The 12472-nt window shown below is 62.3% G+C and carries 16 protein-coding genes; 9 read left to right on the top strand and 7 right to left on the bottom strand.

What is annotated here, in order from left to right; translation table 11 throughout:
- Positions 1-55: 55 nt before the first annotated feature.
- The 3 genes from soxC (at position 56) to ACX3P0_RS21655 (ending at position 3784) form a co-directional block, all read left to right on the top strand.
- Positions 56-1330 (top strand): sulfite dehydrogenase, encoded by a 1275-nt coding sequence (gene soxC, locus ACX3P0_RS21645; protein ID WP_459091796.1) that lies wholly within the window; start codon positions 56-58, stop codon positions 1328-1330.
- On the top strand, positions 1314-2453 hold the full coding sequence (locus ACX3P0_RS21650; RefSeq protein WP_459091798.1) for a c-type cytochrome: 1140 nt from the start codon (positions 1314-1316) through the stop codon (positions 2451-2453). Before soxC ends, ACX3P0_RS21650 begins: the two co-directional genes overlap by 17 nt.
- Before the next feature lie 242 nt (positions 2454-2695).
- Positions 2696-3784 carry a YeeE/YedE thiosulfate transporter family protein gene (locus ACX3P0_RS21655; protein WP_459091904.1) on the top strand — a complete coding sequence of 363 codons (1089 nt, stop codon included), beginning with the start codon at positions 2696-2698 and terminating at the stop codon, positions 3782-3784.
- Positions 3785-3833: 49 nt separating this feature from the next.
- On the opposite strand, the gene ACX3P0_RS21660 is transcribed toward ACX3P0_RS21655, so the two are convergent.
- Positions 3834-4490, bottom strand: a complete 657-nt coding sequence (locus tag ACX3P0_RS21660; RefSeq protein WP_459091800.1) for an alternative oxidase — start codon at positions 4488-4490, stop codon at positions 3834-3836.
- A 242-nt stretch (positions 4491-4732) separates the two neighbouring features.
- Between ACX3P0_RS21660 and ACX3P0_RS21665 the strand changes: the two genes are divergently transcribed.
- Together ACX3P0_RS21665 and nirK are read left to right on the top strand one after the other, a co-directional pair.
- A complete protein-coding gene (locus ACX3P0_RS21665) occupies positions 4733-5434 on the top strand; it encodes a Crp/Fnr family transcriptional regulator (RefSeq protein ID WP_459091802.1) in 702 nt (233 codons plus the stop codon).
- Positions 5435-5571: 137 nt separating this feature from the next.
- Positions 5572-6690, top strand: a complete 1119-nt coding sequence (nirK, locus tag ACX3P0_RS21670; protein WP_459091804.1) for a copper-containing nitrite reductase — start codon at positions 5572-5574, stop codon at positions 6688-6690.
- Positions 6691-6882: 192 nt separating this feature from the next.
- Here the strand turns inward: nirK and ACX3P0_RS21675 are convergent, their stop codons facing one another.
- The 3 genes from ACX3P0_RS21675 to ACX3P0_RS21685 form a co-directional block, all read right to left on the bottom strand.
- The gene (locus tag ACX3P0_RS21675; protein WP_459091808.1) at positions 6883-7230 is read right to left on the bottom strand and encodes a carboxymuconolactone decarboxylase family protein; all 348 of its coding nucleotides are present in this window, start codon (positions 7228-7230) and stop codon (positions 6883-6885) included.
- A gap of 233 nt (positions 7231-7463) precedes the next feature.
- On the bottom strand, positions 7464-7703 hold the full coding sequence (locus ACX3P0_RS21680; protein WP_459091810.1) for a hypothetical protein: 240 nt from the start codon (positions 7701-7703) through the stop codon (positions 7464-7466).
- Positions 7697-8044, bottom strand: a complete 348-nt coding sequence (locus ACX3P0_RS21685) for a hypothetical protein (RefSeq protein WP_459091812.1) — start codon at positions 8042-8044, stop codon at positions 7697-7699. Before ACX3P0_RS21685 ends, ACX3P0_RS21680 begins: the two co-directional genes overlap by 7 nt.
- On the opposite strand from ACX3P0_RS21685, the gene rnk reads away from it, so the two are divergent.
- Positions 8035-8415, top strand: coding sequence for a nucleoside diphosphate kinase regulator (gene rnk, locus ACX3P0_RS21690; RefSeq protein ID WP_459080372.1), 381 nt, complete (start codon positions 8035-8037; stop codon positions 8413-8415). The two genes, ACX3P0_RS21685 and rnk, sit on opposite strands and share 10 nt — an antisense overlap.
- 56 nt (positions 8416-8471) lie before the next feature.
- Here the strand turns inward: rnk and ACX3P0_RS21695 are convergent, their stop codons facing one another.
- The gene (locus ACX3P0_RS21695) at positions 8472-8606 is read right to left on the bottom strand and encodes a hypervirulence associated TUDOR domain-containing protein (protein WP_459091906.1); all 135 of its coding nucleotides are present in this window, start codon (positions 8604-8606) and stop codon (positions 8472-8474) included.
- A 185-nt stretch (positions 8607-8791) separates the two neighbouring features.
- Here ACX3P0_RS21695 and ACX3P0_RS21700 point away from each other — a divergent pair, with 185 nt between their 5' ends.
- Positions 8792-10027: an MFS transporter gene (locus tag ACX3P0_RS21700; protein WP_459091814.1), complete on the top strand. Its 1236-nt coding sequence runs from the start codon at positions 8792-8794 to the stop codon at positions 10025-10027.
- Between the two features lie 47 nt (positions 10028-10074).
- Positions 10075-10902, top strand: coding sequence for a TIGR00282 family metallophosphoesterase (locus ACX3P0_RS21705; RefSeq protein ID WP_459091816.1), 828 nt, complete (start codon positions 10075-10077; stop codon positions 10900-10902).
- 11 nt (positions 10903-10913) lie between these two features.
- On the opposite strand, the gene ACX3P0_RS21710 is transcribed toward ACX3P0_RS21705, so the two are convergent.
- Positions 10914-11261: a nuclear transport factor 2 family protein gene (locus ACX3P0_RS21710; RefSeq protein WP_459091908.1), complete on the bottom strand. Its 348-nt coding sequence runs from the start codon at positions 11259-11261 to the stop codon at positions 10914-10916.
- A gap of 47 nt (positions 11262-11308) precedes the next feature.
- Here ACX3P0_RS21710 and ACX3P0_RS21715 point away from each other — a divergent pair, with 47 nt between their 5' ends.
- Positions 11309-11629 carry an MBL fold metallo-hydrolase gene (locus tag ACX3P0_RS21715; protein ID WP_459091818.1) on the top strand — a complete coding sequence of 107 codons (321 nt, stop codon included), beginning with the start codon at positions 11309-11311 and terminating at the stop codon, positions 11627-11629.
- Positions 11630-12144: 515 nt separating this feature from the next.
- Here ACX3P0_RS21715 and ACX3P0_RS21720 read toward each other — a convergent pair.
- Entirely contained in the window at positions 12145-12288 is a 144-nt protein-coding gene (locus ACX3P0_RS21720) for a hypothetical protein (RefSeq protein WP_459091820.1), read from the bottom strand.
- Between the last annotated feature and the right edge of the window lie 184 nt (positions 12289-12472).

Consider the following 12472-nt stretch of genomic DNA (forward strand, 5'->3'; position numbering starts at 1 on the left):
GGTGCGCCCTGATACATATAAACAATCATATGTATCTATGAATGTGGAGGCGGCGATGGCGGAACGGAGCGGGAGCGGGCAGTCGCGGCGCGGCTTCCTGAAAGCCGGGCTGGCCGGCGGGGCGGCGCTTGCGGGGGGGCTGGCGTCCGGCCGAGCGCTAGCCGCCGACGATCCGGCGATCACGCAAATCCAGGACTGGAACCGCTATTCCGGCGACGGGGTGGACGCGCATCCCTACGGCATGCCTTCGCCCTTCGAGAAGGATGCGGTGCGCCGCAACGTGCCCTGGCTGACGGCCGATCCGATCTCCTCGGTCAATTTCACGCCCCTGCACAAGCTCGACGGCATCATCACCCCGAACGGGCTCTGCTTCGAGCGTCACCACGGCGGCGCGGCGGTGGTCGATCCGGCAAAGCACCGGCTGATGATCAACGGGCTGGTCGAAAAGCCGCTGGTCTTCACCATGGACGATTTGCGGCGCTTCCCGCGCGTGAACAAGATCTACTTCCTCGAATGCGCCGCCAATTCCGGCATGGAGTGGCGCGGCTCGCAGTTGAACGGCTGCCAGTTCACGCACGGCATGGTGCATTGCGTGCTATATACCGGCGTGCTCTTGAAGGACCTTCTGGCCGAGGCGGGCGTCAAGGCTGCGGGCAAATGGGTGCTGGCCGAGGGCGCGGATTCGGCCGCCATGACGCGCTCGATCCCCATGGAAAAGGCGCTGGACGACTGCATGGTGGCCTTCGCCATGAACGGCGAGGCGCTGCGCGTCGAGCAAGGCTATCCGGTGCGGTTGGTGGTGCCGGGCTTCGAAGGCAATATGTGGGTGAAATGGTTGCGCCGGCTGGAAGTGGGCGACGCGCCCTGGGAGCAGCGCGAGGAAACCTCGAAATACACCGACCTTCTGGCCAACGGAAAGGCGAGGCATTTCACTTGGGCGATGGACGTGAAGTCGGTCATCACCAATCCCAGTCCGCAGGCTCCGATCACGCATGGCACGGGGCGGCTGGTGCTGACGGGGCTGGCATGGTCGGGCAATGGCACCGTGGCGCGCGTCGACGTCTCGACCGATGGCGGCCGTAACTGGAAGCCGGCGCGCATCGACGGGCCGAGCCTGCCCTTTGCGCTGCACCGCTTCTATCATGAGATGGACTGGGACGGGTCCGACATGTTCCTGCAGTCGCGCGCGATGGACGAGAAGGGCTTTGTCCAGCCGACAAAACAGCAACTCAGGGCAGTGCGTGGCGCGAACTCCATCTATCACAACAACGGCATTCAGACCTGGTACGTGAACAAGGACGGAGCGGCCGAAAATGTCGAGATTTCCTGAAAGCGCGCTCGTGGCCGCGCTGGCGGCGCTCTGCCTGGCCGGACCGGCTTTCGCCGGCGATCTAGCCGCCGGCGAGCAGGTGTTCAAAAGGTGCAAAGCCTGCCACGCCGTCGGCGAAAGCGCGAAACACCGCGTCGGGCCGGAGCTTAACGACCTGATCGGCCGCATGGCCGGCACCGCCGAAGGCTACCGCTATTCGTCGGCCATGGAGAAGGCCGGCGCGGGCGGGCTGGTGTGGAACGCGGAAACGCTGGCCCAGTTTCTCGACGATCCGAAGGGCATGGTGAAGGGGACGAAAATGTCCTTCGCCGGGCTGAAAAAACAGGCCGACATCGACAATGTGATCGCCTATGTCGCAACCTTCTCGAAGCCGGCCGATGCGGGCGAGACAGCGCCGAAGCCCGAGGACAAGAAGACTGAAACGACGCCGGCGGAACCGAAAGAGGCGAGCGCCGAGGCCGAACCCGGCAAGCCCGCCGTAGTCGCGACGCCAGCCGGCGAAGGCGCCGGATTAACCTATCATCTCGGCCGCGTCGCCACCGCCGGCGAGATCGCCGCCTGGGACATCGACGTGCGCCCGGATGGCGTTGGCCTGCCGGAAGGCCACGGCACCGTGACCCAGGGCGAAAAGCTTTTCGACGAGAATTGTTCGTCGTGCCACGGCGATTTCGGCGAGGCAGTCGGCCGCTGGCCGGCGCTGGCGGGTGGCCAGGGTTCGTTGAAGGACGACCGTCCGGTCAAAAGCGTGGGCTCCTACTGGCCATATCTTTCGACGGTTTACGATTACATCCGCCGCGCCATGCCGTTCGGCAATGCGCGCTCGCTGTCGGACGACGACGTCTATGCGCTGACGGCCTATGTGCTCTATCTCAACGATATAGTGACGGATGAGGATTTCGAGCTGTCGAAAGCCAATTTCGGCACGATCGAGATGCCCAACAAGCAAAATTTCATCGCCGATGATCGCGCCGAGGAACCGGAATATCTCGCCAACAAGGGCAGTCCCTGCATGACGGACTGCGCTCCGGGGGCGGCCAGGATCACCATGCACGCCGAGGTGCTGGATGTTACCCCGGAAGTCCAGGAAGGCGACGACAAGAAGCCGAGCGCAGGGATCGAGTAGGTCCGAGGCAGGGTCCGCGACGGCATCGGTTCCGCTCGTTCGTTTGTGCATAGCGGCCGGACTTGCGCCCGCTTCGCGCGGGAACGAAATTCCAAAACTCGCCGCCGATAGGAGCCCGTTCCACGAAATAGGCAGGATCGGCATTATCTTTATCGCCGTGGCGCGTATTTCGAAAATCCATACCTGCCCCGGCACGCCAGCCATGACTATCCTTCGTCGGAACGTAGGAGATTGCCGTGGATATGGTCCCGCTTATCGACGCCTTTGGCGAAACGCAGGCTGCGGCCATAGGCGGTGCCGTACTTGGGCTTCTCTTCGGATTTTTCGCCCAGCGCAGCGCTTTCTGCACCCGCTCGGCCGTGCTCGACATCACGCGCGGCCGCGACTTGAAGGCGCTCGCCGTCTGGACGGCCGGCTTCGCCGCGGCGATCCTCGGCGTGCAGTTTCTGCTCTATGGCGGCGTGCTCTCCGCCGTCGACACGCGCTTCTTCGGCACGCCGCAGAGCTTGTCGGGCGCGCTTGCCGGGGGCCTCGTCTTCGGCGTCGGCATGGCGCTGACGCGCGGTTGCGTGTCGCGCCTGCTGGTGCTTGGTGCTTCGGGCAATCTGCGCGCCGTGTTCTGCATCCTCGTCACCGGCCTTGTCAGTTGGGCGACCTATGACGGCATTCTCGTGCCGCTGCGCGACTGGCTCTCGTCTCTCGCCAGAACCGGGCTGATCGGCGGCAACGACCTGCTGGCCCTTGGCGGTCTCGACCAGCGCGCGGGCGTGGCAATCGGCGGCGTCCTCGCCATTGTCGCGCTGGCTGTGACCCTCAAGGCGCGGCCTACCCTGTGGCGCGTTGCGGGCGGCGTCGGAGTCGGCCTGACGGTGGTGGGCGGCTGGTACTTCACCTATCAACTTTCGCTACAGGTGTTCGACCCGATCCAGGCCGAAAGCCTGTCCTTCATCCGGCCGCTGGCGACCAGCGCGAGCCTGGCAACCGACGCGGTGTCGGGATTCGGGCTCGATCAGGGCCTGCTGGCGGGAACGCTGGTCGGCGCTTTCCTGGCAGCGATCCTGTTTCGAGAGTTCCGGATCGTCACCTTCGCCGAACCCGGCGCGCCGTCGATCCTGCGCTATGCGGCAGGCTCGGTGCTGATGGGATTTGGCGGCATTCTCGCGGTCGGCTGCACCATCGGCGCAGGCTTCACCGGCGGTTCGGTGCTTGCCGCTACCTCTCTTCTGGCGCTTGCCGCGATGATGGCCGGCGCGGCGCTCGCCGACCGTCTGGTCGACGGCCGCGTCAACAAGGCCGCCACCGTTGGAGGAGCGGCGGTCCCGGCCGAGTAGCGGCGGCGCAGCGCCCGCCTGACAACCCAAGGTCGCCACGACGAGAATTTCAGCTGAGAGACGGCGGCCCGGGGAGATTGTCCCCGCCGTCCAAGGCATCGGCGAAGCTGTGGTTGATGTCCCTGTGCAGGGCTTCGTCTTCCCGGATCGCAGCAATGGCATCGCTCAACCGCGCGTCGGGCGGCAGGTTCCAATAGGCAATCGCCAATGCCGGCGCCGGCGGGTTGTCCTGCCGGCCATCCTGGATTTCATCGAGATATTGTCCGTAACCACGCACGGCATCTTCGGCGAAGTATCCGGCAATGCGGTGGCCGGTGCGCGGGGAAAAAAGATAGAGCAGAAAGTGGGCATTGTAGAAAAGCCCTTGCGCGATCAGCACGACAAAACGCTCGAACAGGTTCGGGCGGTCGATTGCCACGAACACCATCAAATGCGCCCGCTGGGTCTCGGCCTCGTTCAGCAAGGCGCGAATCCAGCCGCGATCGTCGATCATAAGACGCAGGCATTTGAGATGAAGCAGCGTTGCCGCCACCATGCCGGGAACCGCCGCAATCGTCTCAAGCACGATCGTGCGGTGGCGGTAGCGCCGGCCAAACAACGCGCCGGCAACGAACTGGACCATGCCGACCAGACGATAGGCGATGCGATCGGAAACCGTCCGCGGGACGTGGTGGCGCGACAGATCTGTCTTGTCTATGGTCAACATGGCTCGCAACAACATCCTATGGCGTCTCTCACATTATAAGCAGATCGATCGCTGACAAAGGCCGACAATGAATTCCGCAGCAATATCTGTGGAAGGCACCCGTCGCGGGCCGTTCTAGGCTGCCGCAGCGTGTCTGGTTTTGCGGCAAAACAAGATATGCTGATTAAACTGCGCAAGCGCTGCAAGACCCACCGGCCGCATGACCGTCACGTCGGATGAACAGGAGATCGGAAACACAGGCGATGGTGGGCGGACAAACGGACCTGAACATACTGGCGGGTACCGAAATCTTCCGCTCGCTGCCGATGGAGGCCATCGAGGAGGCCCGTGGCCTGGCCGTCCGCAAGCGTATTGCCAAGAGAACGGTGCTTTACCACCAGGGCGATGCGGTGGACAGTTTCCACGTCGTCATTGTCGGGCGCCTGCGCGCGGTCCAGACCGCCCCGGACGGCAGCCAGGTCGCGCTGCGTTATCTGGGACCGGGCGAGTTGGCGGGCTATGCCGCTCTCGCGGGAATTGCGGCCTATCCCGGCACGGTAAGCGCCGTCGAAGACACCCACCTGTTTTCCTGGTCCACGCATACCATTCAGCAGTTGATGGGCAAGCATGTGCAGATCGCGATAAACGCGGTTGCGGTGCTGGGAACGCGTTATCAGGAAACACAGACAAGGTTGCGCGAGCTTTCCACGGAAACCGTCGAGCGCCGTATCGCCCATACGTTGACGCGTCTGGCAAAACAGGCCGGACGACGCACTGCCCAGGGGATCGAAATCTGCTTCCCGCTGTCGCGGCAGGATTTTGCCGAACTGGCGGGAACGACGCTGCATACGGTCAGCCGAACGCTTAGCGCCTGGGAAAAGGACGGCATCGTTTCGAGCACGCACCGATATATCGTCATCCACCGGCCCGATGTCCTGGAAGAGATCAAGGAGGATGTGACCTAGCCGGGGCTCGTCATCTCCCCTGGGGTGCGGCGGCGCGCCGCCGCCTGGCGAAGAATCGAAATTTTGTCCGGCAGCAAAGATTCCGCCAGGCATCGGTTTAGGACTGGCGTCAACAAAGGCCACGAAGGAGAGTGGAAATGTTGACGAGACGCGAAGCCCTGTTTGGAACGATGACCGGAGCGGCCACGGCGGCCCTCCTGACGGCGGTGGCGGCAACGCCCGCAAACGCACGGACCGCGATAGCGGATATAAGCACCCTGCCCCGCGAACGCATAACGCTGGTCAAGCCGCCCTTCGTGCATGCGCACCAGCAGGTCGCTACCGGCGGCCCCAAGATCGTCGAATTCCAGTTGACCGTGAAGGAACAGCCCATGGTCATCGACGACGAGGGAACGACCATGCAGGCCATGACCTACAATGGCTCGATCCCCGCGCCGATGATGGTGGTGCACGAAGGCGACTATGTGGAACTGACGTTGGTCAATCCCGAAACCAACGAAATGCCGCACAATGTCGACTTCCATGCCGCCACCGGCGCTCTGGGTGGTGCCGCGCTGACGGAGGTCAATCCCGGCGAACAGGCGACTTTGCGTTTCAAGGCGACGCGCGCCGGCGCCTTCGTCTATCACTGCTCGCCGGCCGGCATGATCCCCTGGCATGTGGTGACGGGCATGAGCGGCACCATCATGGTGCTGCCGCGCGAGGGGTTGAAGGATGAAAACGGCAAGCCGCTGCACTACGACCGCATCTTCTATATCGGCGAAAACGAGTTCTACATCCCGCGTGACGAGAACGGCAAGTTCAAGGACTACGCATCGCTTGGCGAGAGTTATGACGACACGCTCAAAGTGATGCGCGGCCTGATCCCGACCCATGTCGTGTTCAATGGCAAGGTCGGTGCGCTGACCGGCGACAACGCGCTCAAGGCCAATGTCGGGGAGACGGTCCTGTTCGTCCATGCGCAGGCCAATCGCGACACCCGCCCGCACCTGATCGGCGGCCACGGCGACCATGTGTGGGAGTTGGGCAAGTTCCACAACCCGCCGGCCAAGGACCTCGAAACCTGGTTCGTGCGCGGCGGCTCTGCGGGAGCGGCGCTCTACACTTTCCGGCAGCCGGGCGTCTATGCCTATGTCAACCACAACCTCATCGAGGCGGCCGAACTCGGCGCCACCGCGCACATCATGGTGGAAGGCGAGTGGGACAACGACCTGATGGCGCAGGTGAGCGCGCCATCCCCGATCGCCTCCCTCTGACGGGCCAAAGCTCGAAGACGAATGGCGGCCCGTCGATTTCGGCGGGCCGTTCTTTTGAGGGCAAAACCATGCGATTGCCGATAATGGCGGCGGCGGCACAGCCGCAATGGCACTGGCCATCGGTGCTGTGGCCAAAACCGCGAAAGAGGCAGTGGTGCCGCCCGTTGCGACGGTTTCGGTGAACCCTGGCGCTCAGGCGCCCTTCGGTGCCGCCGCTTTTTCCATTTCCTCAAGCGCAAGCGCGGAATGGGCATAGGCACCCCCTGCCCGCATTTCGGCCGCGATCCAGATCGCTTCCATCAATTCCTGCTCGCTGGCGCCATGGCGCAAGGCGGCCTTGGTGTGTCCCTTGATGCAATAGGGGCATTGCGTGACATGCGCCACGGCAACCGCGATGAGTTGCTTGACCTTTACCGACAGCGCCCCTTCGGCAAAGACTTTCTGGCTGAACGCCTGGAACGCCGCCTCGGTGTCCGGCGCAAGCGCGCGGCGCTTCTTCGCAAGTTCCCCGGTAGCGGTCGGATACATTCCTTCGGACATTTGTATTTCTCCTTTTCAAGGCGCCATAAATAGTTCGGGGCCATGCGGCGCTCGGCGTCGGCCGTTACCGCAGGTCACAAGATCATGCGGTGCTATGCCACCAAGCCTGCATGCTGGGATGCAGGCGGCAAGTTGTCGGTGACGACATAGGTCATCATTCACACTCTACGAGCAGCAATTTACGGCCGCCGAAATTCGCGGCCGGACAGTCTTTTCCTTCTCCGGCAACTCGATCATTCAGCGGTGATCAATGCTGGTTCGGCGATGCGCTCCGCCTCTGCCCGCGCCACCGCGATGGCCATCCAGTCGCGACAAAGGCCCCGATCCTCCCGCGAGAACGCCATTCTCCCCTTCATATCGTCGAATGTCTCGCCGACGCGGCACCGGTCATAGTCTGCTCGAATGAGGGCTTCCAGATATGTGCGTTCGGCTTCACCGGCCGGCCTGGCGAAATCATGCGAATTGGTCACCATGACAGCTTCCTTTCCTCCGCATCGGAGACATGAATATCGGGACGCTCGGCCCGTTCGATGGCGGTGAGCACCCATGAAGGGCATTCGCCAAGAGATTGGGATGGCTCCGACGCCTCGCTGATGTCAACACTGGAATCTTCAGGCGAGCACTTGCCATCGATCCCGCCCTGATCGCTTGACAAGCCGCCCGTTAAGCCCAGACTTCGGGCGACCCCGAACTGCCGGTAACGGCTCGGGGTGTCGGCGGCCTTGACCTTGCCCCCTTTCCTGGGCGAGGGAAGATCAGGCGGTTTGATGCCGACCTTTGGAATAAACGGGCAGGGTAAAGAATATGATTGCAAACAAACCCACTATTCTCGTCAGCAAGACGGACCATGACCGCCTGACCCTGCTCGCCAACGGCCTGCTGGACAAGAAGCCCGAACTGGCCGACGAACTGCTCTCCGAACTCGAGCGCGCGGAAGTCGTCGAGGCATCGGCGATCCCGGCCGATACCATCCAGATGGGCACCCCGCTGGAATACGAACCCGATGACGGCCACAAGCGCCGGGTGACGCTGGTCTATCCGGCCGAAGCCGACATCGCGGAGGGCAAGGTCTCCATTTTAACGCCGATCGGCACGGCGCTGCTGGGTCTTCGCCCCGGACAATCCATCGACTGGGTCGCCAACGACCAGCGATCCCACCGCCTGACCGTCGTCTCCGTCGGCTAAGCGCCGAAAAAACTCCGGATTGATGGTGGTCGCGGCCCCGATCACGGTGAAGCCGATCAGGGCCGAGGCGGACGCTGTTCGGCAGAACTCTTGGACAGCGTCAAGGCTCCGCCTTTGTGAGCCGCGACATGGTCGGTCTTGTCGCTCTTGATCTCGTATTGCGGATCTTCTTCGGAAGCCGGCTTCCGAATTCCAGGTCACATGATCGCCGATCTCGCAAGCCGGCCGTCCCGTCGCCCCTTGCTTGCCAACAGAGCCTTTCGCTTTTCCAGCTGGACCACTTCGAATGACCCCTGCTGGCCATTCTCTCGGGGCCGGCATGGGGATAGGGTGCGGTGAGATCAAGCGAACCCGCCTGGCAGAACATCCCCGCGAAATGAAGCAAGAACTGAACCCGTCTCCATCCACACAACCGCGCACCTATATGGCCGTGCTGGTCGTTCTCAGCCTGACACATCTGCTCAATGATCTAATCCAGTCGCTCATCCCGGCTATCTATCCGATCATAAAGGAGACATATGCGCTCGATTTCGTGCAGATCGGGCTCATCACCCTCACCTTCCAGATCGCGGGCTCGCTGCTGCAGCCGGTTGTCGGGTTCGTCACAGACCGGCGCCCGATGCCGTACTCGACCATCGTCGGCATGACCTTCACCCTTGCCGGGTTGGTCAGCCTCGGCTTCGCACCGAGTTACGGCATCATCCTTGTTTCGGTCGCCTGCATTGGCATCGGCTCGGCAATCTTCCATCCCGAGGCGACCCGTTTGGCGCGTCAGGCTTCCGGCGGCCGGCATGGATTGGCGCAGGGCGTCTTCCAGGTCGGCGGTCAGGCCGGCGGTTCGCTCGGGCCCTTGTTTGCCGCCTTCATCATTGTGCCGCATGGCCAGGCGAGCCTCGCCTGGTTCACGTTGGCGGCCCTGTTGGCTATGGCGTTGATGACCTGGACTGCGGGGCAACATGCCGTAATCCGCCGACACATCGCCACCCTGAAAGCCTCGCTTTCCGGAAAACCTTCAAGAAGCCGGCGGCTTTCGAAGGCGACGGTCATGACCGGGATGGTTATTCTCACGCTGCTGATGTTCTCGAAGGTTGCCTATGTCGAGAGTTTCCGGTCTTTCTATACGTTCTACCTGATCGAACGCTTCGGCGTATCGATCCCGACCTCCCAGATCATGCTGTTTGTCTTTCTGATAGCTCAGGCGGTCGGCGTGTTGATTGGCGGCATCGCCGGCGACAGGATCGGCCGTTATCGCATCATCTGGATTTCGGTGCTCGGCCCGCTGCCGTTCACGCTGCTGCTGCCCTATGCCGATTTCTTCTGGACGGGCGTGCTCACGGTGCTGATCAGCCTCATCATCGCAAGCGCCTTTGCGTCAATCCTGATCTACGCCATCGAGCTTATCCCGGAGCGGATCGGCCTGATCGGCGGCCTGTTCTACGGTCTCAACTTCGGGCTGGCGGGGATCGCGGCGGCTATTTTAGGCGGACTGGCGGACAGCATCGGCATTGAAAGCGTCTATTGGCTGTGCGCCTTTCTGCCTCTGGCCGGCCTACTGACATGGTTCCTGCCGCGCATAGAAGAAGGCATCAGCGCCGGCAGCAAGCGATCGTAGAGTGTTATGCTGGCGCCTTTAGCGGTTCCCGGAAAGGAAACGACAAGTTGCGCATACTTTTCATCGGAGATGTCGTTGGCCGATCAGGCTGCGCCATTGTTTCGGAACTGCTGCCCAAGGCGATTGCCGACTGGAAAGTCGATCTCGCTGTCGTCAACGGCGAGAACGCCGCCGATGGCTTCGGCATCACCGAAGCCATCTATCACGAGTTCATCGCGGCCGGCGCCGATGCGGTGACATTGGGCAACCACTCATGGAGCAAGAAGGAGGCGCTGAGCTTCATCGAAAACGCGCCACGCCTGATCCGTCCGCTCAACTATATTCCCGGAACGCCGGGGCGCGGCAGCGCTCTGGTCGAAACCAAAAGCGGCAAGCGCGCCCTCGTGATCAATGCGCTGGGCCGTCTGTTCATGGACCCCGTCAACGACCCGTTCGGGTTGCTGGATCAGGAAATTTCCGCCTGCCCGCTGAAAACAGCGGCGGACGCGATCGTGGTGGATTTCCATTGCGAGGCCAGCAGCGAGAAGCTCGTCGCAGGCTATTTTTGTGACGGGCGCGTCAGCCTCGTGGTGGGCACCCATACGCACATTCCAACCGCCGATCATCGTATCCTGCCTCTTGGCACCGCTTACATGACCGATGCCGGCATGACGGGCGACTACGATTCCGTCATCGGCATCAAGAAGGAGGAGATGGTGCGCCGCATCACCACCGGCATTCCCTCCGGGCGCTTCGAGGCCGCCGACGGCGGCGCAACACTATGCGGGATCGCAGTCGAGACGGACGATGCGACCGGGCTTGCGACCCATGTCTCTCCGGTACGCATGGGCGGGCAGCTTGAGCAAGTGCTGCCCCCATTCTGGTCAGGGAAATAGAGCAGGTGAAATCATCCTGCGTGCGGCGACAAATGCTCATGTATCGCCATCCATTGGCCGTCTCGCACGACGAATAATATCGTCTCGCGCTCACGGTTAGTGGACGTTCCGGCCTTGGTGCGCACAAGCGTTTCGATCGCATGCGTGAACAATGCCGTATCCCCCAGAACCTTGACGTCCTGATCGCTGGAGACACAGCCGAGAACCTGGAACCCGGTGTCTTCCACCCAACTGTCCCACAAGCGGCGATAGGCCTTGGTGCTGGTCAGGCGTGTTTCGTGATTGTGGAAGATGAAGATCGCGTCAGGGGCAAAGCGTGCAAAATAGGCATCGACCGCGCCGCTGCCGAACACCTCCACCAAGGCGGCCGCCGCTGCCCCAAGGCTGGGACGCGGCGGCCTATAAGGTGAAGAGCGTGGCGCCCGACCAGCTGCTTTCGGGCGGGGATGTGATAGACCTTGGCGACAGACAGTTCGAGGTCATCCACACGCCGGGCCATTCACCCGGCGGAATCGCGCTGTACGAGGTGGCGACCCGGACGCTGATCGCCGGCGACATCGTCTATGACGGTGATCTGGTGACGGATGCTTTTCATTCCAACCGCGACGATTATCGACGCTCGCTCGAGCGCCTTGCACGGCTGCCGGTTTCCATCGTCCACGGCGGGCATTTCCCCAGCTTCGGCCCGACGCGGCTGAAACAGATCATCGATGCCTATCTGGGATAGTGACCCGGCCGGCGCGAACCATTCAATCAATGAAGCACCTGGGCCAGAAACTTTCCCAATCTCGGCAATTTCGGATCGCTGAAGAGAGCCTCCGGTTCGTTCTCCTCGCCATCGGCACTCGATCGAATGCCCGGAGGGCTGCAACATGGTCGACGCTTCCGCCGACAGGGGGGCAATTCATTTTGGCTTCATACTCACCAATGATTTCAGCCTGCTGGCATTCAGTTGCTTCATAGAAGCGCTGAGGCAATTGGAAGACCACGGCACCCTGACGGGACGGCGGTTCTGCAGCTGGGACGTTCTGGGCAGCCCGACGAACCGATACGGGCCAGTTGCGGCGTCGCAATCACGCCCACCAAACCCTTCGACGATCCTCAAAACTTCGAATATGTCGTCGTCAATCCCACTTCACCCGCCAGTTCGGCCGGCTTTTTCGCACGACCCCCAATCAGTTGCGCAAGAGCAACGACTAGGATCAGCACGGCGCAAATGCGACGGATCGAACCGTTCTTTCCCTACCTGCTCACGGTGCGCGCCGCGCTGCCCGACGATACGCTCATGAGCGCTTCTACATCGATGTTCTCTTCCTTGAATACTTCCCGGGCGATGCGGAACGCCTCGACACCCGCCGGAACATCGCAATAGACCGCGACCTGCACCAGGGTATCGCGATAACGAGCGGGGCCAGAGCGCCGTGCGTCCAATCGGACGCACGGCGCTCTAACACTTTGATTGAGCATCGGAATAATCCAAAAGCCGGCTCCACAGCCGGTTGCGATTCTCGTGCTTATCGACATCCTTTTCGCGATAGGCCGCCTCGTTCGGGCAACGGCATGGCAGCGA

It is taken from the genome of Mesorhizobium sp. A556 (assembly GCF_054489545.1).